Genomic DNA, 26,868 nt, shown 5'->3' with positions numbered 1-26,868 from the left:
GCTTCTTTTGCTTACAGCACGTTTTCCTTCGCGACCTTTTCCTTCACAAAGTAAACGGCTATCCCCAACAGCGTTACCGAAGTACCGGCTATCATCATAAGCGGCCCGGTGGAAATAAAAATGCCTATCCATATAAGGATCGCCAGTATAACCGGAATTGGATAAAGCGGCATGCGCCATTTGAAGAAGGAACGGCCATTGCGGCGGCTCAGCAGCATAAGCCCTACTGCCTGCGCTATGAACTGCACAAGTATACGCATCGCTAATATCGCACTAATTACATCTTTGATCTTAAACAACAGGCTGAACACAAACGCCACGCCGCCCAAAAATAACAACGATATATGCGGGAAGTTTTTGGTAGGGTGGAGGCGTGCGAAAACCTTGAAGAAAGCGCCATCCTGCGCAGCAGCAAAAGGAATACGGCTATACCCCAGCGTGGCGGAAAATACAGAAGCAAATGCTACCCACAGGATCATCACGGTAACGATGGTACCTGCTATGGGTCCGGCCAGTGCTTCAATGAACTCGCTTACCACGAACTGGCTTTTTTCAATCGTTTCCAGCGGCAGTACAGAGGCTACACTGATGTTCATGCAAAGGTAAAGAATGGTGATGCCCGCAATAGAAATGAGCATGCTGCGGGGGATGTTATGCTCCGGTTGGGTGATCTCACCGCCCAGGTGGCATACATTGTAGTAGCCGAGGTAACTGTAAATCGTTTTCACACAGGCAAATCCAAGCGCTGCACCAAACGCATAATTGATTTCGAGTCCATCGTTGATGTGGCGGATAGGTTCCAGGAAATTGCCGTGGGCCAGGCCGCTGCCAATGATCCAGGCCATGGTGGCCAATACGCCGGCCCAGAGTAACACGCTTATTTTTCCGATGGTTTCGATGTTACGGTAAAGTAGTAGCACGATGAGCAGTACTACGCCGCCGCTAACAGCTTTGGAGCCCCAGAAGCCCAGGGGCATTAAATAACCGGCATACTGCGAAAAGCCGATGGCGGCCGAAGCGATCACCAACGGGGCCTGTATCATAGTTTGCCACACAAACAGGAAACTCATTAGTTTACCGGTACGCGGCCCAAATCCTTCTTTCAAAAAGTTGTAACTCCCGCCAGCTTTGGGGAAGGTGGCGCCAAACTCGCTCCACACCATGGCATCGATAAGCGAAAGCACCGCACCCGCGATCCAGGCGTACAGGAACCCCGGCCCGTGCATGATTTCAGCTACTACACTCAGCACTACGAAGGGCCCTATGCCCACCATGTCGGTCATATTAATTGCCGTAGCCTGTACTATTCCAATCTTCCGGGTAAGTTGTGGTTGATCCATATACGGGAGTAAAAGTAAGGTTTTTGGGGGACAGGCAACAGATCTCCGGTTTAGCTTCAGTGGCGACGCTCCGTTCAACGGGAGGATGGGAATCGGACGGTAACGGCTCAGCCAACCCCGTTAACCGATCATTCTCACCCGCAAACTGCCCGGATTTTACTAGTTTAGCGCGTGATGCGCAAATTCGTAATGTTTCTTTTATTGGCCTGTTTATACCTGGCTACCGCAACGGCGGCAGACAGTCCTCAGGATAGTTGCCAGCGGTTGGTGCGCAGCGGGAACGGATACCTCTGGCGCTTTTTACCTAAAGAGGCTTACGCGCAGTATCATGAGGCACTGAAAATAGCGGTGTCCATCGACAATTACTACTGGAAGGGCGATGCATTACAGGGTGTAGCTCAGGCCCTTTGGTATATGGGGTATTCCCCGGCAGCGATAGATACTGTTAAACTGGCGATCGGTTATTACCGTAAAGCCGGTGCTACCAGTAATATCGGCGGCGCTCTCCGTATACTCAGTAATATTTACGACGATATGGGCGATTACGAAAATGCCTTTATCACGGTTACGGAAGCACTGGCGTTTTTCGATAAACATAAGGGGCAGCAGGATAACTGGATATTATCGCTGGTGCAGATGGGAGCGCTGTATACGAACCTGGGCGATTATGAAACGGCTATGGAGTATTATGACAAGGCGGAGGCGCTCCAGCCTTACCGCGGACAGTACCCATTCCGCGAAATGAACCACCGCATAGGCGAACTGTTCGCCGCGCAGGGTGATATTAAAACAGCACGCGCCTATTATAAAAAAGCGCTTATCGGCAACCCACGCAGTAAGATCGTACGCCTTCGTTTGGGCGATAGCTATATGCAGGAAAAGAAGTACGATGTTGCCTTTACCTATTACGACACCTTGTACCGTGAAGCGAAGTTAACGACCGACGGTAATATTATTATCGCCGCCATGTTGGGTATGGGGCGCGTATACCTGCAACAGGGTGATCTCGAAAAGGCGGCGGCCATTGTCAATGGATCGCTGGAACACTCTTCTGTTCGCGGGGCCCGGCAAAACAAAAGGGACGCTTATGAAATACTGGCGGCTATTTCTGAAGCACGCGGGCACCACAAGCAGGCATTGCAGTACCAGCGTATGTACGAGCGGCTGAAAGACTCTGTATTTTCTGAAAATTATAAACGCCAGCTCTTCACTTTCCGCCAGGAGGAAGAATCTGAAAAACTGATCGCGCAGCGGAACATATTGGGTGTTACTATTGTGGCTATCGTACTGGTAGCGCTGTTCGTGCTGTTCATCATAATCCTTCGCCATAAAAACGAAAAGCTGCACCTTCGCCAGCGGGCGGATGAATTGAAGATGCAGGCACTGCGCGCGCAGATGAACCCGCATTTTATCTTTAATTGTCTCACGGCCATCAATCATTTTATATTGGCGGAAGAAGGCGATAAAGCATCTGAATACCTCACCCGTTTCTCCAAATTGATTCGCATGGTGCTGGTGAACGCTGGTAAAACTGTAGTAACGCTGGAGGAGGAACTAACTATGTTGCGGCTGTACCTGAACATGGAACAACTGCGCTTCAAACAGGCGTTTGATTATGATATTTCTTTTGAAAACGGACTGCATGCCTCCATGGTAAACGTGCCTTCCTTCATCCTGCAGCCTTTCTGCGAAAATGCTATCTGGCATGGTTTGCTGCACAAGGAAGGAAAGGGACAGCTCACCATCTATTTTGCCATGGAGCGTGAAGTGCTCATTTGTACCATCAGCGATAACGGCATCGGTCGCAGGAAAGCGAAGGACTTAAATACCAGCCCGGTAGAGAAAGGCGCCTCGTTCGGCAACCGCTTAAGTGCGGAGCGGCTGGCGATCTTCAACGGGGAAGTGGAGGGTACTTCTTTCGTGATGGATGATGTACTGGATGCAAATGAACAGGTAGCAGGTACCCGCGTAATTTTAAAGATCCATAATAAACAGGCCCATGATTAAAGCGGTGATTATTGACGACGAACCTTACGCCAGCCAGGCGTTGGCCACCCTGCTAAAGAAACATTGTCCGGAAGTGAAGGTGGAAGCGCTTTGCAATAACGCAAAGGAGGCGGTGAAGCTGGTGCGTGAACTTCAGCCTCAACTGGTGTTCCTTGACATTGAAATGCCTTACCTCAACGGCTTCGAAGTATTGGAAATGCTGGCACCTATCGGGTTCGACTGCATCTTTACCACCAGTTACGATCAGTACGCCATTAAAGCCATCCGCTTCAGCGCGCTCGACTACCTGCTTAAACCGGTGGATGTGGAAGAACTGAAGGCGGCGGTTAAGAAGGTAAGCGGCCGTCAGCAACCATCGCTGCAACAGCAAATGGAGTTACTGCTGCAACGTTACCATCAACCCCAAACCGCTGTTAATCGTATAGCTTTACCCACACTCGATGGATTACAGATCATTCCGGTAGATACTATCCTTTACTGCAATGCCAGCAGTAACTACACGGTTTTTACGCTCAAAGAGCAGCAGAAACTGGTGATCTCCCGCACGCTGAAAGAAATAGAAGAAATGCTCGAGGAATATAACTTCCTGCGTGTCCATCATTCTTGTCTTGTAAACCTCGACGAGGTGAAGAAATACAGTCGTGGCGAAGGCGGCACTTTACTGATGACGGACGGGGCAGAAGTTGATGTATCCCGATCAAGAAAAGAAGCCCTTCTGAAGAAACTCATGCCGGGCAAATAGACGCCCTCAACGGCTCACCCATCCCCGTCAACTGCTCATTGCGGTCCCTCCCCGTAGTTATCCTCCCTACATTTACAGTACTTTTTTTTATAAATAGTTTGTGTACGGGAATGTATGTCTATACGTTCCCCTCTTATCCCGGTAAAAACAAAAAACTATGAAGAGATTTGCTTTTATAATCGTATGTTTTTTCGCTGTGCAACAGTTAAACGCGCAAACGCCCACCGTGCCAAAGGATACGGTGAAACGGCTGAACGAGGTGGAGATAAAGGCGCGCAAACCATTGGTAACGCGTAAGGCCGACCGGTTTATCGTGAACATAGAGAACAGTGCGCTGGCGGATGGCTATAATGCCCTGGAGGTGCTGCAAAAGTCGCCAGGCATTTGGGTGAGCCCTGATGGTGGCATTCGCATCAATGGTAATCAATCTGTAATGGTGATGATTAATGATGTGGTGCAACGTATGAGCGGGCAGGAACTGGCGGAGTATTTGAAATCATTGCGTTCGGAAAATATCAGTAAAATAGAAGTGATCGCCAATCCACCTGCGGAATATGAAGCATCCTCCTCGGGTGGTATTATCCATATTATACTGAAGAAAGCACGGGAGCAGGGCATATCGGGCACATTGTCGGCGCAGTTTCGCCAGCAGGGCAACCGTCCGTATATTGGTGGCGGCGCTTCCCTGGATTATAAGTTTAAGCGCTGGTACTTATTTGGCGGATATAATCCCAGTAAAGACCAGAGCCAGTATCGTGGTCATAGCACTACTGATTATCCCGATGGTAGCCGTTTTAGCAGTACCGGCCTTCGTAACAATAACAATACGCGTCAGCAATACAGGGCAGGGGCGGTGTACGATTTCTCCCCGCAACAATCACTCACCTTACAGCATAATGGTACGGCCACCGATCTTATACAGTCGTTTAGTTCCAATATCTCTTACAACCAGGTAACGGGCAAGGCTCATACAGATTGGGTAAGGCATCCCAGGCTGAGCAGCAGCACGGCCACTTATGTTTGGAAAACGGATACGCTTGGATCGTCCTTAAAAGTGATCGGTGATTATACACGCAACAGGAAAACGGAAGTAACTACGCTGAACTCTGAGTACAGTGATGCTTCCTTAAGCGGCACTTTCCGCACCAACACCCCGAGTACAACGGATATGTATAGCGCACAGGCAGATTACAGCCATGCTTTTACCGCGAAGTCCACCGCCAGAACAGGCCTTAAGTATGTGCGCACCGACAGGCGGAATAATTTACTGGCGGAGGACGAAGCAGCCGGCGAATGGATAAAGGATATTGCCGGTAGCAATGATTTTGCCTACAACGAGCACCTGCTCATGTTTTACGGCACCTTTGAAACACGGCTAAAGAAAACCAGTGTCAAGGCAGGTTTGCGTGGCGAACAAACTTATTCCAAAGGCCGCTCGCTTACCAACGGTTCCACCATCCGCCGCGATTACTTCGGCTGGTTCCCATCGGTGTTCATCGACCATACATTGGCGCAGGAAAAGGGTAACTCGGCGCGCCTAAACTATTCGCGGCGCGTTGGCCGCCCGGCTTACAACGATCTTAATCCATACCGTTTACAGGTAAACGATTTTGAGATAGTAACCGGCAATCCCGACCTGCTGCCCCAGTACACCCACGTAGTACAGGCCGGTGTAACGCTCCGCCATAAATTCAATGCCGACCTCCATTACCGCCATACTACCAACTACATCGCCCAAACAGCGCTCACACTGGACGATAACATTATCGAATACAAATCGAAGAACTTTCCAAAGAACGTGGAATACGGTGTTTCTGCCAATATATCGGTGCCGCTGTTAAAGGGCTGGGAGGCCGAGAACGGCTTGCTGTTGTATCACGCTAAAGCCGACTTTGAAGATCTGGAAATAGACCGTACCTCGATGGTGCTTAAAACGATGCAAACGTATAAGTGGAATAAGGTGGCCGATTTTGATCTGTATGCGGAGTATACATCGCCCTATACCACTGCTAATTCCAGGCAGTCGGAGATATTTTACATGGACCTCGGCGCATCGCGGGCCATCCTTAAAAAGAAAGGCCGCATCAGGTTGTACTTCGCCGATGTGTTTAATACTTCGCGGGAGAAAACGATCACGGAATACAAGGGTACCCGCATCAACTTTTACCAGAAACGCCCTACACGTGCGGTGATGCTGGCTTTTAGCTGGAACTTCAGTAAAGGCAAATTATTTACGAAGAAGAAAATAGATACGAATAATACCGACGAGAAAAGCAGGATGTAATTACCGGCTTATTTCCGGCCAGCCTTTATTCCATGTCAGCTTTTCTATGCGCAGTTTAGACCGGCCCCTGTCGTTCGCATCATACCCATGAAAGAAAAGGTAATCATGGCCATCAAATGTATATACCGAGTTATGACCCACCCCATGCCATTTTTCATCGCCTTCCAGTAAAAGCGTGCCGCCGCCCTGTTTCATGTCCACGCCGGCTTTGTCGGTGTAAGGGCCCTGTAAGTTACGCGAACGGCCTACCACCATTTTATAGGTACTGTTAACACCTTTGCAGCAGAAGTCTGTGGAGGCGAACAGGTAGTAGTAGTTTCCTTTTTGAAAGATGAATGGGGCTTCGATGGCTTTGTTGCCGCGCTCACGGCTGGCAATATTAATGAACGGGCCAACGGGGGCGGTAAGACTATCATTTAACCGCACCAGTTGCAGTCCTCCCCAGAAGGAGCCAAAACTCAGCCAGGGTTTATCTTTTTTATCGAAAATGAGATTCGGGTCTATTGCGTTCCAGTTGTCTTTACCCTGCACCGATCGTATTACTTTACCATGATCGGTAAATAAAGCCCCCGGGTGCAGCGAAGTAGCGGTAGCCAGGCCAATACAGGAGCTGTTTTTTCCGAAGGTAGACACAGAGTAGAACAGGTAATAAGTACCGTTATGAAAACTGATATCCGGCGCCCAGGTATGGCCCTTATATCCAGGCACAGCTTCCACTGCCCATTGCGGCGGGGTATCGAATACAGGTTTTTCCCGTTTCCAGTTTACCATATCGGTGCTGCTCCAGCGGGAAATACCATTGCCGGTGCAAAAAAGGTAGTACACACTGTCTTGTTTGATCAGCACCGGATCATGTACAGAGGGCATTTGCGCCAGTAATCCCAGGGGAACGAGCAATAAGGTGAGGAGCAGGTAACGCATCCTGTAAATCTAATTAAATGACCTCATTCTTTATAGCTGCGGTTGTTTTTACTATATTTAGCTGCTCATCTTCCCAAAACATGACAACTAAATTCCCGGAGTACGCGCTGGCCTGCCGGTTTCTGCAGGAGCGGCACATTTTCTTCACCGAAAGCGAATTTGCGCTCATCCGGTCGGTAACCCGCCATGTAACCATTCCGAAACACACCATCATCATGGAACAGGGCAAACCGGTGGAACGGTTGTATTTTGTTAATACAGGCATCGTGCGTTTATACCGCGTACATAACGAAGTGGATTATACCCTCGGACTGGTATCTGGCAATGAGTTCGTATCTACTACATTGTACCTGTCCAATGGTATGCCATCGTCGTGCGCACTGGAAACCTTAACTGAGGTGGATGCGCTGCAATGGGGCAGGGAAGAAGTGGCCGTGCTGCGAAAAGGCCTGCACGACGCCAATAAAGTAGACATGAACCTGATAGAACGGGTAATGATGTGGGGGCAGGACAATCTCATCGACCTGATATGCCTTACTGCTGAAGAACGTTACCGGAAGCTGATCGCCCATCAGCCCGATATCATTAAATACGTACCGTTGAAGTACATTGCCTCTTATCTCAATATTCACCAGGACAGCCTCTCCCGTATCCGTAAACTCACCGCACAGAAGAGTTAAAGGATCATTTGTTTAAGCGCTGGCAGGTAATTCCGTCCTACACTTATTTCCAGGTCATTATGTAACGTCAACACCAGCCGTGTAAGGTCGCGGTGCAGCTCCCTGATGTGATGTACGTTTACGATATGCGAGCGGTGGATGCGGATGAACTGGGCCGGGTGCAGCCTGCGTTCTATATGGCTGATGCCGTAGGAGCTAAGATAGGATCGGTTGTCGGTAGTATGTATCCAGGTATAATCGCGGTCGGCTTTCAGGTAGATGATGTCACTTACGGATAGATTAATGAACCGTTTTCCATTATCTACCAACATCCGGCTATGGTAGATGGGCGCACTTTCGCGCTCGTTTTTAACAACCGGCAGTTTGGTTTGCAGATCGATTACCTGGATGGCTTTAATGGCGGTTAGCCCATCATGCATTACTGCCTCAGGGTGGCAGCCAGGGCTGGGGACTGTTGCTGGTTTCCTTTTCATGACGGGTGTGTTTCCGATACCCTGTAAAAGTAACGGCCGGGCGCTTTGGGGTTTCTGACGTATGTCAGAATAAAAAAAGCCGGTCCCACTAAAGGAACCGGCTTTTAAAGGATTGACCCCTACTTCTTCTCGTTAAACTTCTTCTCTATGCTATCATTCATCTCCTGTAGGTGTATTCGGGTCAATTTATCGATCGACGGGCTTTGCAGCGCACGTTTGAACAATTGCTGGTGACCGCGCAATGTACTGCGGATAAGGCCCTGCATGTCTGAACCGCCCAGTTTATAAGAGCCCGGGCTGATCATACCTTTATCGTCCTGGGTAAAGGACTGTTGTATCAGGCGCATTACGTACAGTTTCTGCAGGTTCCTCCTGTAGAAGTCTACTTTTTTACCGCTATACAACTCCGTGAAAATTGCCTGGTCCATATCCGTGAACAGGTCTTCCAGGGAGTAGGTTTTAGTTTTCGGATCGTACGACGGTTCCATCAGGTGGCTCATACGACGGCGGGTTAAGATGGCATCTACCACATCTTCCTGCAGTTTGGCGAATTCCATACCGAAGGAGTAGTTCAGGCGCTGGAATATCTCTTTATTATTCAGCCACTCCGGTGTCGTAAATACCTGCTCGCGCAGGAACTTAACCGCACGTTTCTGTTTCTCGTACTCCACCGGAACGTATACGGGGCCGGCTTCTGTAGAGAGTTTGTAGTTATGGTAAATACCACCGATGTTTTTCATGGCATGCCCCATGTAGCGGCTGTACTGCGTAAATACGTTCTTAAAAGTTTCGTCCAGTTCGTCGAAGCTTTCTTCCGGGATCTTTGTCCATTCCACCAGTTGCGGCACCATCCTTTTCAGGTTTTTGATACCGTATTCGCCGGCCTTCATGGCGTCGTCGCCGAGGTCTTCGTTCTGGGCGCGCGGATCGTCGGGTTCCATTTCACCACCAAACCAAAGACGGTTGTTCTTTTTCAGACTGTCGGTTACAATTTTAACGATCGCTTTCTGTTCCTGCCATTCGTCTTTGTATTCCGGGCGCCAGCGGTATCCCCATTCAATAGCCCACTTGTCGTAGTCATTAATGCGCGGGTACAGGCCAGAGGTACCGATGTTATCTTCCGGCTGTGCTACGTAGTTAAAACGGGCGTAGTCCATGATTGAAGGCGTGTGACCATGGATTTCGAGCCATTTTTTATCGCGCAGTTTTTCCACCGGTACGGTGGAGCTGGAACCGAAGTTGTGGCGGAGCCCAAGCGTATGACCCACTTCATGTGATGATACGAAGCGGATCAGGTCGCCCATCAGCGCATCGTCGATCACCGGTTTACGGGCACGCGGGTCGGTGGTGGCGCATTGTACCAGGTACCATTTCTGCAACATAGACATTACGTTATGGTACCAGAAAATATGGCTTTCCAGGATCTCGCCGCTGCGTGGGTCCGTAATGCTTGGGCCCATTGCGTTCGCGATTTGCGAAGGGCGGTAAATGATGGCAGAGTTACGTGCGTCATTCAGGCTCCAGGTGCTGTCTTGCTCGTAGGTAGGTGCTTCCAGACCAATAATCGCGTTTTTAAAGCCCGCCTGTTCAAAGGCCTTGTTCCAGTCGTTTACGCCGGCAATCAGGTATGGTACCCATTTTTTCGGAGTAGCCGGATCAATATAAAACACGATCTGCTTCTGTGGTTCTACCAGTTCGCCGCGCAGGTAACGTTGTACATCTTCCGGTTTAGGTTCCAGTTTCCAGCGGTTAGCATAGCTGGTCACTTTTACGCTCTGCGGATGTGCATCGAAGTCGCGGTGAGAAGAGGTGAAGTAACCTACGCGTTCGTCCATGATCCTGGGTTTCATGGGTACGGCAGGCAGTAATACCATAGAAGAATTGAGTTCTACGGTATAGTTGCTGTGTGTTGGATTTAAACCGGCGCTATACGTTTTCACCGCCTTTACTTCGAGGTTGGTGGCATATACATTTACCGACTCGATATAACTGCGGTCGTTCTGCTGTGCGCCCATACCTGCGCGTTGTTTCAGCTTATCATTCTCGAAATAAAGTACATTGTTGTCGCTGCTGAGGAAGTCTGTAACGTCAATTACGGCGGCGGTTGAATCGGCATTGTACGCTGCTATCGGGAACGCCATGGCAATAGCCTGTACGTTATTCAGCATGACGCTTTTGGCCATATCGGAAGTAGAATCCGGTGTATACTCCGAAAAAGACAGGCGGCGAAGGAACAAGCGGTCGCCCGGGCCTTTTTCGAAACGGTATACCGATTCTGCGATCTCATCGCCCACGAGGCCGTTGGAGCCGTTACGCATGTCTACAGAGGCTTTGGAAATCCTGCTCACCGTGAGTATCTCGCGGCTGAACAGGGAGAAGGGCACTTCAAAAAAGTACTTTTCTTCTTTCTTATGCACCATCAGGAAACCCTTGCGGCTTTCCATGTCTTTGGTAATGACCTCGCTGTACTTCTTTACTTTCGGCGGCTGGTTCTTACGGGTAGAATCTCCGGCAGGTTTAGCGGCAGGTACTACTGCGGCGGTTTCTCCTTTCTTCTTCTTCTTTCTTTTCTGCGCGCTGGAAGGGCTATAGGCTCCCATGATCGCGCATGAAACGATCAGCGCGAAAAGCGGCAATTTTCTTTTAAGCATGATTCAGATATTATAAGGATTTTGTTACCTGGGATTTTGTGTCATCTCAGGATTCAGTAGAACATATTTTGAAGCGATCGGGAATACGTAACGGTTTGAATTAGGTGTCAGCGTATAGGTTTCGCCGAGAAACACGCGTGTAACCGTTTTTGCGAAACGAGGTTCGAGGTTCAGGCGTTTCTGGTCGAACCAGCGGGTGCCGTTCCACATCATCTCCCTTCTTCTTTCATCCAGCGACAATTGCAGGGCTTCATCCGCGTTGTTGGCGGTAAGCAGGGTGTAGTCGGCGGGGAGGAAGCGGAATTTGCGCAGTTCGTTGAGGATATCTACAGCACCGGAAGCATTATTAGCGCGGGCCAGGCATTCTGCTTTGGTCACCATCATTTCCGGTACGCTGGGCCCTATCAGTACACCGCTCGCTACATCTATCGATACAAGTCTGTGACCATAATATCCGCGGCCGTTGAATACGGGTGCCGGGATATAACTGGTGCCGGGCAGGGTGTAAACACGCCAGCGAAGGTCCTGCGGAGTAAACAGCGCCTGGAGCGAGTTACTCATCGCGTAGTGTACCAGTGATGAAGAGCCGTTAACGCGCAGGAAAAGAGGTTCTGACAGGTTGAGTTTAGTCGGATAATTCGTGCCGCTCACGAAAGGAGCGAGGTCCATAAGCTGGCTGTTGCGGGCGAGTGCGCTGTCTGCATACCTGCGAGCATCATCGTACGCGGCCATGTACAGGTGCGAACGGGTAAGCAGGCCATAAGCTGCCATCTGCGACGCCTCGGTAGCCCGGGAAGGGTGTGGCGGCAGATTAGGAATAGCCTCCAGCAGATCTTTATTAATTTGTGCATACACCGCTTTAACAGAGGCTCTTTGCAGGTTTACACCTTCAAAGGCTGCCCTAAGCACCAGGGGTACGCCGGGATCAGTTTCTGCACTGGTTGCGCTGTAGTGCCTGGCATACATGTTCACGAGGTCAAGGTAAGCGGCAGCACGGTATACGCGGGCCTTGGCATAGATCGTGCGCTTCTGCACGTCGGTACCGCCTTCGCTGTCCATCACCCCATCGGTAATGGCGTTGCAGTTGTAAATCTGCTTGTAATAGCGGTCCCAGTCGGCATCGTTCTGCTCGCCGTAATAGTCGGCCGACCATGTATAGGCCATACGCGTGGCATTTGTAATGCGTTGCTCCAATACAACGTCGGTTACTTCCATATCGTCAGATAAGGCCAGGGGCAAACTGTAGCCGGTATTCATATTGAACACCCCATTCAGTAACGCATCATAGTCAGAAGTCAGTTTCAGCACGCGTCTGCCTGGCTGATCTATCTCCACGTATTTACGGCATCCTCCTGCTGTTAAAAGCAGGGCGCCAAAAGCATATATAAGAAATGATTTTTTCATTGTTGCTGTCGTTGTTAGAAGGTGACGTTCATACTAAAGTTGTAATTCGGCGCGGGACGCAGGCTGCTGTAGTGGCTATTGAAGATGTACTGCGGATCTACGCCTGCATCGTTCTTTTTCCAGATCAGCCCAATATTAGCCGCCGTGAGGCCCAGCGTCATATTTTTAACGAAGCTGCGTTTGCCGATCGTGCCTACATCGTAGTTCATACTCACCTGTTGCAGGCGGATGTTATCGCCGTCAATTACATTAATGTTCGATTGTGAGAACCAGTTAATGGAATTCATATTGATGTTGCTGATACCAAGGATATTGGTATTGGCTTCATCACCCGGCTGGCGCCAACGGTTGACCATGGCTTTGGCTGCGCTCAGGTAACCGCTTAGCTGAGAGCCGCTCGGCAGGTTCCTTGCATCGATCGGATCATAGAACAGCTGATAATCGAGGTAGTAGGCGATCCTGGCTACCAGAGATAATTTTCTATACCTCAGTGTTTGGCTAAAACCTCCCGTGGTCCGTGGGCTGGCATTTCCTACATATTCTAAATCGTCGATGGTTAAAGGCTGAGGTGAGAAAGAGCTGATCTTTTCTCCCTTTGCATTATATATCTGTGATTGTCCTCTTTCGTCCAATCCCGCCCAACGATAGGCGAACATACGGTCGATCGGGTAGCCGGAAATTGGGCCTACATAGTAGGGGGAAGTAACGACCTGTGTGCCAAAACGTTTGTCGGACACTTCGTTGGAAGTATGCGCAAGGTTGAAGTTGGCCGACCATGTCCAGTTTTTACTGCGAATCAGTTCACCACTTACTGCGATCTCGTAACCATTGCTTTTCAGCTCGCCGGTATTGTAGGCCAGGCTCGTCCAGCCCAGGGCCGGGTTAATTGGCATGTTTACAAGTATACCAGAAGACAAACGCTGGTAAATATCGAAGGTAACCGTCATTCTTTGTTTCAGCAAACGCAGGTCCAGACCGGTGTTAAACGTGCGGGAATTTTCCCAGCGCAGGTCCGGGTTACCTGCCACACCTATACTGCCGTAGGGTAAACCCGTGTAGGAGTCAACTCCTGAATAGTTAAACACAGACTTGGGTACGCCGTTTACAGGCACTTTACCCGCTGTTCCCACGGTGAAGCGCAGCGCCGCAAAATCCAGCAGCGGTACATCTTTCATAAAATTCTCATCGCTGATGATCCATTTAGTACCTAACGACCAGAATGGTTTTGCACGTTTTCTTCTTTCCAGGCCCAACTCAGTATAGTCGTCGAAACGAATGCTGCCCGACAGGAAGTAGCGGCTTTTGTAATCATAGTTGGCGGCGCCGTAATAAGAGAGGTAACGTGTGATAGGCCGGACGATCACGTTATCAGATGAACCCAGTGTCCGGGTAGCATTGACCGTTGGTGACCAAAGGTATGTTCTGTAAGGCGTAGTAGGATTCACCACGGCAGATGTACTCGATGCCAGATCATACCCGTAATACGTTTGCGAATACACTTCCATTTTGGCTTCGCGGAATTCGTTACCCCCAATCAGCGAGGCATTGTGCTCACCAAATTGCTTATGTAAATCGAATCCTAAACGAATGGTATAATCCTGACCAATAGTGCTGCCCGTTTTCAATACCGCACCTTTGGGTACGCCGAAAGTCAGGCGTCCTGCATCCCGCGAAGTGCCTTCATTTACGAGGTTTTTGGTCGAATAAGCGTTCTCACGGGCCAGTTCATCTACTAATGAACTATTGCGCTGGTAGGTGCCCGAAGCATCTAAATTCAGCCAATCGGTAACCCTGCCCGAAAGGTTTACGTTAATACGGCTGCCGTTTTTACGGTAAGTCGTGGTGCTGGCCGTTAATTCATCGATAGCATTGTACGACCATGGGAAGTAGCCCATATTTGTAAAGCTGTCGACCGTATTTTTATTGAACAGTACATATTTCGGATCGTAAATATCTTCGTACGGACGTAACCCGAACGAACCCGGGCTGATAGAAGATACTGCTGCGGTATTTACATCGCTCTTGGAATAGCTTTGGTTAATATAGGTAGATAATTTTATCCTGTTTTGGAAGAAACTGCTGTTTACCCTTATGTTGGCATAATAAGACTCAGTTCCATTTCCTTTGAATACAGGTTTGTCGTTTGCGTAGTTGCCAGATATGTAATAGTCGGAATTACCGGCGCCACCTGATACGGATAGCCCGTATTGCTGCGTTACGGCATTCTGTAACATCACATCGCTCAGTTGTTTTTTGCTATCGTGTTGACCAAGTTCTGCCAGCATTGCATCGCGTTGCGCAGTGGTAATTTTTCCTTTCCTTGCGTCGAACATAATTTCCTGTGCACGGCTAACGCCTGGATTACGCCAGTGTGTAGACGGATCAGTGAAGAAGTTTTTATCAAACAGTTCCTGTTCAAAGTCGATGTAATCCTTTGCGTTCATGACATTCAGGTTGGCCAGGTCAGCAGGCTCCGAAATGCTCAATGCAGTAGTGAGGCCTACCTGTGGCGCACCCTGTTTTCCTTTTTTTGTTTCAATCACAATTACGCCATTAGCGGCCCTGGATCCCCAGATCGCTGATGCTGCGGCATCTTTCAAAAAGGAAATACTTTCAATATCGTTTGGGTTGATGTTGTTAATGATCGAATTTGTAGAACTCCTGGTTGTGCGGCTATGGCCAGAGTTGGGGTTGGACGCCAGGTTGTTTTCGATGGCCGGAAATCCGTCGATCACGATGAGCGGCATCCGCTCGGAAGCGTCGGTAAAATAGTTGTTCTGCGTCCTCATCTGGATGCTGTTATTACGCACATCGAACACAACACCTGGTACCATGCCTTCCAAACGCTCCATGATGTTAAGCGCCGGACTTTGGCGGATATCTTTCGCGGTGATCACCACAGCAGAACCTGTAGCCAGTTTTTTATCGATCTTCTGATAACCGGTACTGATGGTTATGCCTTCGAGTTGCAGTTGCGACACACGCATATTAATGGTTACCGTTACCACGGCATTACCAACGGTTACCGATTGTGTAACACGCTGAAAGCTTACATGCGATATTTCAAGTTTATATTCACCTGGCGACACGTCTGAAAAAGTGAACCAGCCCGCAGCATTGGTAGTAACTACCCGGCGGGAGGGAAGCAGCAGCACGGACGCATTGGCCACCGGTTGTCCGCGTTCATCTTTTAATACGCCCTGGATAGCCTGCGGAGCAGCGGCTGGCACGGTTGGCGTCGGGGCCTTTTCTTTCAGCAGGATGAATTTATCCTTAATGATGTAATCTATTGGCTGGTCCACCAGGCTTACCTCCAGGAATTGCTTCAGTGGCAGGTCCGATACGGATACGGTTACCGGTTTGGTATTGTCCAGCACTTCACGGTTATAAAATACGGTGTAACCGGTTTGCTTTTCGATTTCGGCAAATACAGCCTTTAAGTTCGCTTTCCTAACAGAAAGTGTTACTGATTGAGAGTAGGTGTTGGCATGAACTTGTAAAAGTACCGCCGTCAGAAAAATGAAGGTTAGCTTCATTACTAAAATGATTTTGGTGAAAGCGCCCCGCTTCGCCGCCCTGTTGCCATCATCCCGGCGGTAAATGGCCGCAGGTGAGGTAAGGGCATGAGAAGTCCCCGACGCAATAGCATTTTTTTGCATAAATTGCATTTGATTGAATTGTTTAAAAATGAGACTCGAAACTCGTTTTAAATTAATCGGTCGTTTTTGCCGGAAGTCTGACCACTTCCGGTTTTTTTATTGGTTGATGATTGATTCTCTGACTGGCATAGATTACCCCGGCCATGTAAACATGACTATTAGTACGCTCTGGTTTGCATATTGTTATTTGGTGACGATCAATTTTTTCCCGTCGATCCTGAAATGAACATTTGACGCTTCGAGCGCAGCCAACAAGTCATTCAGGCTTATATTTCTCGGCAGTTTACCGCCGAAATAAATTGCTGGTATACCATTCTCATAAACCACATCTATATCATACCAGCGCTCGATCTGTCGCATGGCATCCTGCAAACTTACATCATCGAAATCGAACACCCCGTTCTTCCAGGCCATTACCTTGGCGAGGTCGGCGCTTTTGCCCACTTTAATATCATTGGCCACCAGGGCTTGCTGTCCGGGTTCCAGAACAACCGTCTGCCCGCCAGAAGCCACACGGATGGCGCCGCTAAGCAGGGTAGTAGTCAGTACGGGTTCGCCGGCATAGTTATGTACGTTAAAACTGGTGCCCAGCACCTCTATGGCGGTATTTTTTTCGCTCACCATTACCTTAAAAGGCCGGTGCGCATTCTGCGCCACTTCAAAATAAGCTTCTCCCGTTATCTCCACCACTCTTTCCTTACCATTGAATGCAGTGGGATAACGAAGGGAAGATGCAGCGTTAAGCCACACATTCGTTCCATCCTGCAACGTCACGCGGAAAAAGCCTCCACGGGGCGTTCGCAGGGTATTATAATTGGTAGCGGCTTCGCTGCCATTGATATCGTATACGAGTTGTCCACCCTGCTGTTTTACGGTAGCGGCACCCTGTTGCAGTACCTGGCTGCCTGCACTGTCGAGTGTAATGGTGCTGCCATCTGCCAGTATAAGCGTGGCTTTGTTGCTGCCTGGTGGTACGTATGGGGCGGGAGTATTGTTTACCACCAGTTGTCCGGTGGGTTGACGCAGCAGCAGGTAACTCCCTCCGCCCAGCACGAGTAAGGCCACAGCGGCGGCCCAGCTCCAGCGGCGTATTGTATGCACGCGGTCGGGTTTCTGCGCAGGACTAACGATCTTCCGCCAGGAGGCTTCTACATCATAACTGGCAAAACGTTCGTCGATCGTTTGCAGTCCTGCCCATTCGGCTTCCAGCATTTGCATGAGAAACGCATCGTCCTTATCACCCAATAAGGTTTTCAGGCGTTGCCTTTCCGGGCCGGTAGCTGTACCGTCCATATATCGATGTAATAGTTCCTGGACCTCTTTCTCTTGCATAAACTTTCTGGCTGCTATTATTAAAGACGCATAAAAATTCCAAAGGGGGCCATCGCCGGAGAAATTTTCCTAAAAAATAATATCGAGGCCTGCAAGCATAGCTACCAGCACCAGTGAAACGCCGGAAAGGCGGGCCTTTATGTATTCGGTTACGGCAGCGATCGCCAGTTTCATGTATTTTTTAACGGTCAGTACCGAAAGGCCGGTTTGCATGGCTATTTCGGCATGACTAAGTCCCTGGCGGCGTGCCATCAGGTATACTTTCTGCTGCTGGGGCGGCAGCTGGTTCACGGCTTCGTCGAGCAGCGTGAATATAAATTCGTCTGTTTCGGTGTCGCTGATAGCGGGTGTATGTTCCTGCTCGTTTTCCCACTCCGCAGCCAGTTCACGCTCGCGCACGATTTTCCGGAGCTGGTCCAGCGCATAGTTGCGGCAGATGATGAACAGGTAGTTTTTAAAGTTTTGTACGCCTTCCAGGGCTTCGCGGCCCATCCATACCTTCAGGAACACGTCCTGGACGATCTCTTCGGCATGACTTTCGGACTTGGTGAGGCGGTATACATAGGTGAGCAGTAGCGGCTGGTAGGCAAACATGAGTTCACGAAACGCATTTTCATCGCCACGCGCGATGTGTAAGAGCAGTTCTCGTTCATTATTTGATCCTTGTCCGGACAATTGGCCTACAGTTATAAATCCGCCTTAAAAATAATAAAATTTCCGGATGGCGAAGGTTTGCTTCCTCCGCTATATAAAATGAATCCCGTATTTTCGCCGCATGAGCGAAATGTCAAAAGTACACATCTGGATAGGTACCACCGATAAAGGCGAAGAAGAATTCGGGGAATATTTCGAGCTGGACTACGCCACCGAAGGCGATTTTGACGATCCGGCATACCAGGTATGCGGGTTTTGTAAAGACCTTGGCGCGAAGTGGTACGATGAGGATTTTCTCGGCGTGGGTATGTTCGATAACGCCGTGGAGGTGAAAGAGCTGTTATATGAAACCGTGATCAAAGTGCCGGAGGCTTATGATGCGGCCTACAATAAATGCCTGGAACTGGGCATTACTGAAGGCAACATGGTTTTTTATTATACCGACGCTAACCTGGTAGTTGCCGATACCAGCAAAAAATATAACGGTTTGCATTATCTCGGAATGTATGATAGCGAATTGATATAGAATGGATTGTCTTTTTGGGTAATACGTATAAATACTGTTTGTTAATTGCTAAAAATACTGTTACTTTATATAAGCGCTTAGGTATATTGTAAAGAGTGGAGTTCACCGACGAATTAGAAACCTCAAAAATTGATCGTGCTGTAGCCTCAAATGTTCTCCGGAAGTTGGAAAGTAAGCGCTGATAACTGTTACAAATTGGAGGCCCCAACCATGGCCATTGCGAAAAGCCTGTAAAACTGGCTGTACAAGGCTAATCCCGGAGTATTCATTATTTTATCTCCTGCCGTATAGCCGGTGTTCCGGGCTATCTGTTTTACTTGTATAAATCTATAGGTATGGTACCATCTATACTGGCGGCATTTGCGCATGTGGCAGACCTTCCGAGCCTTTCCGCTGAGCAGGAGAAGTTACGGAGTATGTTCATTGATCAGAATAAGATGCGCTTCTCCTCCCTTAGTAACGTGCAGTTTGGCGACTTGCGCGGCTATTTTCTTAATATAGAGGAACAGCAACGCACCACCATCTTTCACTATGCCGGGCACGCCGGCGGCACCAATGTAAGTCTTACGAACGGCACCTTACACATGGAGGCCTTCGGCGAATTGCTCACAAAGTTGCCGAACCTGCAGCTGGTTTTCCTCAATGGCTGCGATACACGCGAGGTGGCTGGCATCCTGTTGAACAAAGGGATAAAGGCGGTAATTGTAACCGAGGGACCGGTAAACGACGTGGTGGCCACTGATTTTGCGGTCTACTTCTACCAGGCTTATTACAACCTCAATACCCTGGCCGACTCTTTTGAGTATGCCAAAAACTGTGTGTTATCTGTTCACGAAAAAGGCGACCTCACCTTCTCGAGGGTAGTAAGAGGGCTGGATGATGACATCAGCGACGCGAAGAACAGGTATAGTCTGCATGTGATCGATGAAGCCTGTCTTCGTAACAACATGCTTTTCCAGTTGCCGTACGAGATGGAAGTTGATGATAACATTGAGTACGAACCTTGCAGGGAGCTGGTAAGAAGTATGGCGGAAAGTATACTGGAGGGCAATTATTCAGAGAACAGGATATTAACCCCTAATGAGCAGGAGGAGTTCAACCGCCTGTACACCGATCTGATGGCCGACGATACAGACCCGCGCACCGTACGTTTGCTTTGCAATGGTATTATCAAACATATGCCTTTCCCGATCGGCTGGCACCTCAGCAACCTGTGGGGGGCAGGCAAAATGGCCGCGCAGGAAGGCTTGTACCTCGAGCTGCTGCAACAACAACTGGCTACTTACAACGCGTCTATCCAGCTGCTCAGTTTTTCTATGCTTAACTGTTTCCTCGATGAGCTAATGAAACGCGGAGGGATGGAATTAACCGATGGGCAGTGGGACGTGATGCAGAATTTCATGGACTCCGGTGAGCCTAACAACGCGCTCATCAACAGTCCGGCCCTGCTGGTCACTATCCGTTCGGTGTTCGAGCAAGTGAAGGTAGAACCGTTTATTACGGAATACCAGGAGTTGAGAGAGGTGTTCCGGGAGGGGGAAGATTCATTTCAAAGCACTCATCTTTTTATACAGGGATTAAAAGCTTCGCTGCAAAACGGGGAAATTAAAAAGCTTGATGTAAAGTCATTGTGCAAAAGGGTAGAAAATATACTGGTATCCATTTTTGCGAAAGCAGGTTTCCTTATCCGGTATAAACTTACCACCGTAAAAGATATTGAATACAACCAGAGCCGCAGAATGCCGCAACCTTCTTACGGTATCCGCAGGATCATACTCGATGGCGCGGATGTAGACGGCGATTACAGGGGCCGTTACACGAACCCGCTGCACACTTATTCAGTAGTGTTTGCCAGGGAGATCAACCGTAACTCCTTTAACGGTTTTATGAACCTGTCTCCTTTTATTATCGACGAAAATGGGCTGAAGGGCGAGAATGCCGCTAACCTGTATTTCTATAGCCACTCAGAAGGAGAAGATTACGTATACCGTCGTTCCGAAAATATGAATGAAACCAGGACGATCAAAAAAGTAAACACGTACCAGCCTAAAGAGTTGAAAGGAAAACCCGATCCGCTGATCAAACAGATCAACGGCAGGATGACTGAACTCAAAGGCGACCTTGATTTTTTTAAGCTACTTATACATAACCGGGGTGTATGCCAGACACTGATCTCCCACTAAGTCCTTTTAAATTATTCGATTCTTTTTCAGATAAAGACGAAGCGTTCTTTTTTGGAAGGGAAACGGAAACAGATGACCTGTACCAGATGGCCCAGGAGTCGAATATTGTATTGGTGTTCGGCTACTCCGGCACCGGTAAAACCAGCCTGGTACAATGCGGCCTGGTAAACAATACGAAACATTTCAGGTGGAATACCATACTGGTGCGCCGGTTGAACGACATCAACGAGGCATTGCCCGCACGGCTCAAAGAAAGCATCGATCCCGCCTTACATGAAGAAGTAAAGCACCTGTCTACCCCCGCTTTATTGAAGGAAGCTTATATGGATAACTTCCGTCCTGTGCTGCTAATTTTCGACCAGTTCGAGGAGTTGTTCGTTTTTGGGAAAGAGGTAGAACGCGCGGCGTTTTATAAAACGCTCCAGGAACTCAGTAGGCTGGATATTCCCTGTAAAATGATCTTCGTGATCCGCGAAGAGTTCCTCGGCAGCCTCAACGACCTGGAACTGCTGGAGCCGGAGATCTTTAAAAAACGACTGCGTGTAAGTCCGATGACGGACAGAGGAGCGCGTAACATGATCATTGATACCTGCGGTTTTTTTGACATTAAACTGCGCGGATCGAAACCTGACGACACTCCTGATCCATCGGGGCGTACACGGCTCGACAAGCCAAACCATGTGCAGTGGAACCACGAGGTGGCAGCAGCGATCGTTGCAGAAGCTACCCGCAATGGCGCGGTCAACCTGCCTTATCTGCAGGTGTTCATGGACGCCTTATGGACGGAAGCCCGCGACAGAGGCCCGGACAATATTGTTATTGACCTGCCGCTGATCGACTGGGTGAAGACAAAGGGTAATGTACTGAAGTATTTTCTCGATACACGTATCGCCGGCCAAACATTCGTAAGTCCGGAGGATACCTGGAAGGTGTTAAAGCTGTTTTTGTCCGACCGCATAGATATTAAAAAGCATGTGGGCAAAGAAGACTTTATTTCCATTCCGATAGCCACAAAAAACCTTGAACTCCTGCGCGGTTACCTGGTCGATAAAGGTGTGATCCGAAAGGTGGATGAAGGGGTGGTAGAACCTGAAGATGAAAAGGAGATTTATGAACTGGCGCACGAAAGCCTGGTACCTATCATACGCGGTGTAAAGATAACAGGATTAAGACCTAAGCTAAAAGTACCGAACATACAAGGCAATCCCTACAAAGGACTGGAGTCGTACAACATTAAAGACAATACCAAGTTCTATGGACGGAAAGAAGTCGTAAAAATCCTGGTGGAAAAGGTACGTAACCAGCCGCTGGTGGTAGTGGTAGGTAATTCCGGCGTAGGTAAATCGTCGTTGGTGAAAGCGGGCGTGTTTCCGCAGATGCGCAACGATGGCTGGGAAATGCTGGAGCCATTACGGGCGGGTGAGCAGCCACTGGTAGCCATCGCAAAAAGACTGGAGGATTGTGTGGCGAACAGGCAGAAGAAATACATCATGCTTATCGACCAGTTCGAAGAAATAGTGACCCGTATCGGTGATCGTAAAGAACAGGAACTTATTTACCAGCGCCTGTTCGAATTACTCGAAATGCAGAAGGACAAACATAAACCTTATGATCTTCGCATTATTGCCACCATCAGGGCCGATTTTGAGCCCCAGTTCCGGATCATCAAATTACTGAATAATTACTGGGAAGCGGGGCGATATATCGTTCCGCCGTTTACCCGTGAAGAAATATGTGAGGCGATTGAAGAACCTGCATACCAGGCGGGCCTTGAATTTGCACCGCCCTCGCTGGTAGATAAGATAGCCGACGAAGTATACAGCTCGCAAACCACGGGTCTGCTGCCGCTGATGTCGTTTAGCCTCAGCGAAATGTACACCCGTTATTGGAATCGCGTTAAAGACCTGCCCGAAGCGCAACGCGATGGCGTATTAAGGGAAAGCGATTACGATGCCGTGGGCGGTGTGATGCTTGCCTTACCTACCAGGGCAGATGAGGTGTACGACGGTTTCCAGGAAAGCCATCCGGCAGACTATCACAAGTTCCAGGAGGTGATTAAGAATATTATCCTGCGAATGGTGTATTTCTCGCCGGGCGAACTGGCTGGCCAGCGGGTGGACAGGCAGGATTTTATATATCCTGATAATGGAAAGAACGAGCGGGTGAAAAAAGTCCTGGAGAAACTGTTAGATAGCCGTTTGATAGTATCGGGAGAAGATCAGGGAAAGAGAGCCTATTACGAACCGGCGCACGATGTACTCGTGAAAACATGGCCACGGATATGGGAATGGATTAACGACAGCGGGAAAGACCGCCTGCTGCTGCAATCACGCCTGAAAGCAGCACTTGAAGAACGGAGGCCGGGAGGATGGTGGAACGACGTTCGGTTGAATGAGTTGGAAAAGGTGATGAATGCTGACGACAACTGGCTGAATAAAAAGGAATACGCATTCGCTGAAAAAAGTATCCGGTTGAGAAACCGTGAGCATACGAAAAAAGCACGGAGAAACAGGAGACTGATTGTCGGGTTATCGTTGGGTATCCTTGTTTTTGGCGCAGTAGGAAGCTTCGCTTTTTTTCAGATGAGGAAGGCTAACAAAAGTTTGACCAAAAACAGGGAACTGTCAGCCTCGCTAACAGAACAGGTGGAAGTAAACAAAGTTGCAAGAGCGAAAGCGGAGATGGCCAGTGAGCAGGCTAACCAGCAAAGGGCGGTAGCCATACAAGCGCAGGCGCAGGCAGAAAATGCCAGGATCATTGCCATGAACGCGGGAGAACAGTTGAAGACCAAGCTGGTGTTATTAGAACTGGCCAATGCAGAAGTCGACAAACAACGTAAGTTAATGGTCGAAAAAAATGCAACACTCTCTAAAAGTAAAGCGCTGACAGATAGTTTGCTGATCGTGGAACAGTCTGCGGTTGCGAAGTACAGACTGGCGTACGATAGTATCCGCGATATTAGCGCTGCTAATGTGAAACAATTAATTGCGCTGGCCGGCACGCAGAAAAGTAAGGATATGGCAACTGCATACAGGATTGCCCAGATCGCAAGCCAGCGGGACCCGTCAAATGCAGAAGCGGCAGCTTTCTTCAAAGATCTGGCCAATGAACGCACTTTTTATCTCACCCGCCGGCTGCATGGTAATATTTTCGATATATCGGCAGATGGAAAACTATTGCTGGTAGCTTCCTCAACCGGCCGGATGCTGCGTCTTGTCGATCTGAATACTTTCAAAACGATCGATTCAACTATGCTCAGCCCCGGCCTGCTGTCGGCCAGGTTCCAGCATAGCGGAAAGGTAGTGATGCTTGTTTATCCGGGCAGGGTGAGGATGTTAAGGGCCAGTGGCCTGTACGATCAGGATACATTTGGCGGCCTTGACGGGGATAATATCGCTGCGGCCTCTATGTCGCCGGACGGATCACTGATACTGATGATCGACAAAGGAAAACTAAAAATATATACAAACTTTTTGAGGGCAAATGAACGGGCCGTGCAGAAGTTCCGGGACAAGCAGTTCAATTTTGATGATAATGTTACGGCGGCTGTTTTTACAGCCAATGGAAAAACAGTAATAGCTACCACCGAAAAAGGTTCTACCTATTTCGTAAATACAGACGACGGCCGTTATAACACCATCGGCAGCAGGAAAAGTTTTACAACCGCCAGCCTGTCTCCAACAGGAAATTATGTGGTTACGGGCAACCGTACAGATTTTGACGTGTATGATAGTAGAGGAACACGGGTAAACCCTTTCCGCAAACCTGATGGAATAGCCTCCTTCGATGGTGCCCTGTTTTCAGCCGATGGCCGCTGGCTACTGATAAACTACTCAAAGTTTTCTGAGAAATCTATGTCGCAAAACATGCAAAATACACCATCCGGTCAGCCGATGGTATTTCTTACAGAGCTGGATTGTAAGTCCTGTTTGCTGAAAGAGCCTGTTGATATGAGCGCGGTTTACATGACCACCTTGTTTGGAAGCAAGGCGAAGGTGCAGGTACTCGATAGCGCCCGGCTGCTGATCGCTGATGCACATGGGGCAATGAGTTATGTGGATTACCTGTCTGGTAAAACAATATTATTACGCATGCCAGCCGGCGACCAGGGCGATGTGGCCTATGTAGCTGGCAAATCATACATTTTTGCGAACAGCGGCGACTCCTTATCACTGTGGCAATACGGAAGAGGCGCCGATTTCGACAAAAACAATCAACTCCCATTACTTACAGACAGTGAACTAAAAGCATTCGGCATTACCCGCTAGGCGGGCGCAATATGCACTATAAAAGAAAAGGACAATGTTGGACAGGGATAACATAACACGCGGTCTGGATACGGACGAAGGAGGCGGACGGCCGCAGGTACCTGTGGGGAAGTACTACCTTTTTGTAGTGGCCGTAGACCAATATGATGCAAAGAAAGGTTTTGAACCACTGAAAACGCCGGTAAGAGATGCCGGCAGGTTGGTGGAATTATTACTTGAGAAGTATTCGTTCGACAGGCCGGTGGCACCGCCGGCACCGCTCGCAGCATATAAAGGCGTAACTGTAGTGCCTTACAGTACGCCGGAAATAATGTGTTTGTACAACGACCGCGCTACTAAAACCGCGATACTCACCCATCTTTTATCGCTTAGAAAAATGGTGACCGAAAATGATCACCTGCTGATCTACTTTGCCGGTCATGGCGATAACCTCCCGGGACTTTTAGGTGGCTATATCATGCCTTTCGGTGCAGATATCGGCGATCCCAGCACCTGGATGGAACATAATAATCTTTACAACTTTTTTGGTAATTACCGGGCCAATAAAACCTTCCGGGATATTTTGCTGATACTGGATTGTTGTTGCAGCGGGGTGGTACATGGTGGTTTAAAGATGAGCGACCCCGACCTCCAGTTTTCCCGTTACGCCCTTACTTCCGCCGCCAGCCGCGAACCTGTTCTCGACGAAGCGCTCAATGGCAGTAGTCCGTTTACGGATGTGCTTTGCCGGCAACTGGACGCTAATACGAACGCGAAGTTTTTCATAGAGGAACGCGCATTTATAGATGCCGTAGAAGCGCAGATAGAGATAATGGCGAATATGAATTCGCGCCTGCAAAACTTTTCGCAGACGCCTGCTTACGGAACGCTGGCCGAATCGGGCAACAGCCGGTTCATCTTCCGGTTGAAAGATCCCAATGTACCCCCGGCCTCCGTGCTTTCCCGCTCTTTTATCGAATACCTGAACTTCGAATCGCAGAAGCTGGCGCTGGCCAGGGAATATGCACGAGGTAAAAAGGAAGACCTGATCATTATCACCACCGTTTGCGATCGCTTCAATATTCATCGGATACAGGGCAAAGCGTTGCTCGAAAAACTGAAACCGAAACGCTTCTTCAATTTTAAAGATTACTGGCAAATCGTGGTAGAACCGGATAAAACCGGCGATGGCATCTGGCCGGTGCTGGCTGCCAATGTCAATATAAAACTGGATGAAAATATTAAACAGCAATGTGCCGTGTATATCCGAGACCGGCTGAAACGCCGGCCGGATGAAGAACACAGGCCTTTACTGTTCTTCCTGGGTTGCAGTTTTCAGTCGGGCGACAGGAGCAGGGAGATCATTTCGTTCTGTAAGGAATTACAGGAAGAACTGGAAAAAGCAAAAATAGCCCTGCAGGAAGAAGGTGTGGTATTCAGCAGTGTATTTGTAGTGGTGGCCGATACCAGGCAGGGTGGTGGTGTGCAGTTCTTTAAACGGGAAGACTTCGTAAATGTGCTGGGCACCGACAGGAACGTAATCGTGGCGGATATGGTGGAGGCACTAAGGCCCTTACTGGCAGGCGAGTGGTACGATAACGCAGCAAAGCATATACAGTCGGTCAACTTCCAGGCGCTCAATGTAGACGATTATTTCGATGAAGAACAATCCTGTCACCTGGAAGATTTTATTGTTAAAGTCAGTGAGAAACTGGGCGTAAGCCGCGAAGAACTCGCTAATCATTTATGGCATTAAACATTCAAA

16 protein-coding genes are annotated in these 26,868 nt (G+C 49.0%); 8 read left to right on the top strand and 8 right to left on the bottom strand.

The annotated features are described in order from the left end of the window. Positions 1-11 precede the first annotated feature (11 nt). On the bottom strand, positions 12-1,340 hold the full coding sequence (locus QZT80_RS24085; RefSeq protein ID WP_295128520.1) for an APC family permease: 1,329 nt from the start codon (positions 1,338-1,340) through the stop codon (positions 12-14). Between the two features lie 189 nt (positions 1,341-1,529). Between QZT80_RS24085 and QZT80_RS24080 the strand changes: the two genes are divergently transcribed. The 3 genes from QZT80_RS24080 (at position 1,530) to QZT80_RS24070 (ending at position 6,373) form a co-directional block, all read left to right on the top strand. Next, positions 1,530-3,347, top strand: a complete 1,818-nt coding sequence (locus QZT80_RS24080; protein ID WP_295128518.1) for a histidine kinase — start codon at positions 1,530-1,532, stop codon at positions 3,345-3,347. Further along, a complete protein-coding gene (locus QZT80_RS24075) occupies positions 3,340-4,089 on the top strand; it encodes a LytTR family DNA-binding domain-containing protein (RefSeq protein WP_295128516.1) in 750 nt (249 codons plus the stop codon). Before QZT80_RS24080 ends, QZT80_RS24075 begins: the two co-directional genes overlap by 8 nt. A 157-nt stretch (positions 4,090-4,246) precedes the next feature. Next, on the top strand, positions 4,247-6,373 hold the full coding sequence (locus QZT80_RS24070; RefSeq protein WP_295128513.1) for an outer membrane beta-barrel protein: 2,127 nt from the start codon (positions 4,247-4,249) through the stop codon (positions 6,371-6,373). Here QZT80_RS24070 and QZT80_RS24065 read toward each other — a convergent pair whose 3' ends face one another. Continuing rightward, positions 6,374-7,294 carry a family 43 glycosylhydrolase gene (locus QZT80_RS24065; protein ID WP_295128510.1) on the bottom strand — a complete coding sequence of 307 codons (921 nt, stop codon included), beginning with the start codon at positions 7,292-7,294 and terminating at the stop codon, positions 6,374-6,376. Positions 7,295-7,374: 80 nt separating this feature from the next. Between QZT80_RS24065 and QZT80_RS24060 the strand changes: the two genes are divergently transcribed. After that, on the top strand, positions 7,375-7,974 hold the full coding sequence (locus QZT80_RS24060) for a cyclic nucleotide-binding domain-containing protein (protein ID WP_295128507.1): 600 nt from the start codon (positions 7,375-7,377) through the stop codon (positions 7,972-7,974). Here QZT80_RS24060 and QZT80_RS24055 read toward each other — a convergent pair. The 6 genes from QZT80_RS24055 to QZT80_RS24030 form a co-directional block, all read right to left on the bottom strand. Then, the gene (locus QZT80_RS24055) at positions 7,971-8,447 is read right to left on the bottom strand and encodes a LytTR family DNA-binding domain-containing protein (protein ID WP_295128504.1); all 477 of its coding nucleotides are present in this window, start codon (positions 8,445-8,447) and stop codon (positions 7,971-7,973) included. The two genes, QZT80_RS24060 and QZT80_RS24055, sit on opposite strands and share 4 nt — an antisense overlap. Before the next feature lie 119 nt (positions 8,448-8,566). Then, on the bottom strand, positions 8,567-11,098 hold the full coding sequence (locus QZT80_RS24050; protein WP_295128502.1) for a zinc-dependent metalloprotease: 2,532 nt from the start codon (positions 11,096-11,098) through the stop codon (positions 8,567-8,569). Positions 11,099-11,122: 24 nt separating this feature from the next. Then, on the bottom strand, positions 11,123-12,502 hold the full coding sequence (locus tag QZT80_RS24045) for a RagB/SusD family nutrient uptake outer membrane protein (RefSeq protein WP_295128499.1): 1,380 nt from the start codon (positions 12,500-12,502) through the stop codon (positions 11,123-11,125). A gap of 14 nt (positions 12,503-12,516) precedes the next feature. Beyond that, entirely contained in the window at positions 12,517-16,161 is a 3,645-nt protein-coding gene (locus QZT80_RS24040) for a SusC/RagA family TonB-linked outer membrane protein (protein ID WP_295128496.1), read from the bottom strand. Between the two features lie 183 nt (positions 16,162-16,344). After that, positions 16,345-17,493 (bottom strand): FecR domain-containing protein, encoded by a 1,149-nt coding sequence (locus QZT80_RS24035; RefSeq protein WP_295128493.1) that lies wholly within the window; start codon positions 17,491-17,493, stop codon positions 16,345-16,347. A gap of 69 nt (positions 17,494-17,562) precedes the next feature. Next, positions 17,563-18,168, bottom strand: a complete 606-nt coding sequence (locus QZT80_RS24030; protein ID WP_295128490.1) for an RNA polymerase sigma factor — start codon at positions 18,166-18,168, stop codon at positions 17,563-17,565. Positions 18,169-18,268: 100 nt separating this feature from the next. Here QZT80_RS24030 and QZT80_RS24025 point away from each other — a divergent pair, with 100 nt between their 5' ends. From QZT80_RS24025 to QZT80_RS24010, 4 genes are all read left to right on the top strand, one after another. Beyond that, positions 18,269-18,673 carry an immunity 22 family protein gene (locus tag QZT80_RS24025; protein WP_295128487.1) on the top strand — a complete coding sequence of 135 codons (405 nt, stop codon included), beginning with the start codon at positions 18,269-18,271 and terminating at the stop codon, positions 18,671-18,673. Between the two features lie 335 nt (positions 18,674-19,008). Continuing rightward, the gene (locus QZT80_RS24020) at positions 19,009-20,856 is read left to right on the top strand and encodes a CHAT domain-containing protein (protein WP_295128484.1); all 1,848 of its coding nucleotides are present in this window, start codon (positions 19,009-19,011) and stop codon (positions 20,854-20,856) included. Continuing rightward, positions 20,832-25,124, top strand: coding sequence for an ATP-binding protein (locus QZT80_RS24015; RefSeq protein ID WP_295128481.1), 4,293 nt, complete (start codon positions 20,832-20,834; stop codon positions 25,122-25,124). The genes QZT80_RS24020 and QZT80_RS24015 overlap by 25 nt, the downstream gene beginning before the upstream one ends. Before the next feature lie 34 nt (positions 25,125-25,158). Further along, positions 25,159-26,859: a caspase family protein gene (locus QZT80_RS24010; RefSeq protein WP_295128479.1), complete on the top strand. Its 1,701-nt coding sequence runs from the start codon at positions 25,159-25,161 to the stop codon at positions 26,857-26,859. The last annotated feature ends 9 nt before the right edge of the window (positions 26,860-26,868 follow it).

Origin of the sequence: uncultured Chitinophaga sp., assembly GCF_902168175.1 — a bacterium.
Classification (GTDB): domain Bacteria; phylum Bacteroidota; class Bacteroidia; order Chitinophagales; family Chitinophagaceae; genus Chitinophaga.
Note: the sequence above shows the minus strand (reverse complement) of the source record. Positions and strands in the feature narration are given on the sequence as shown.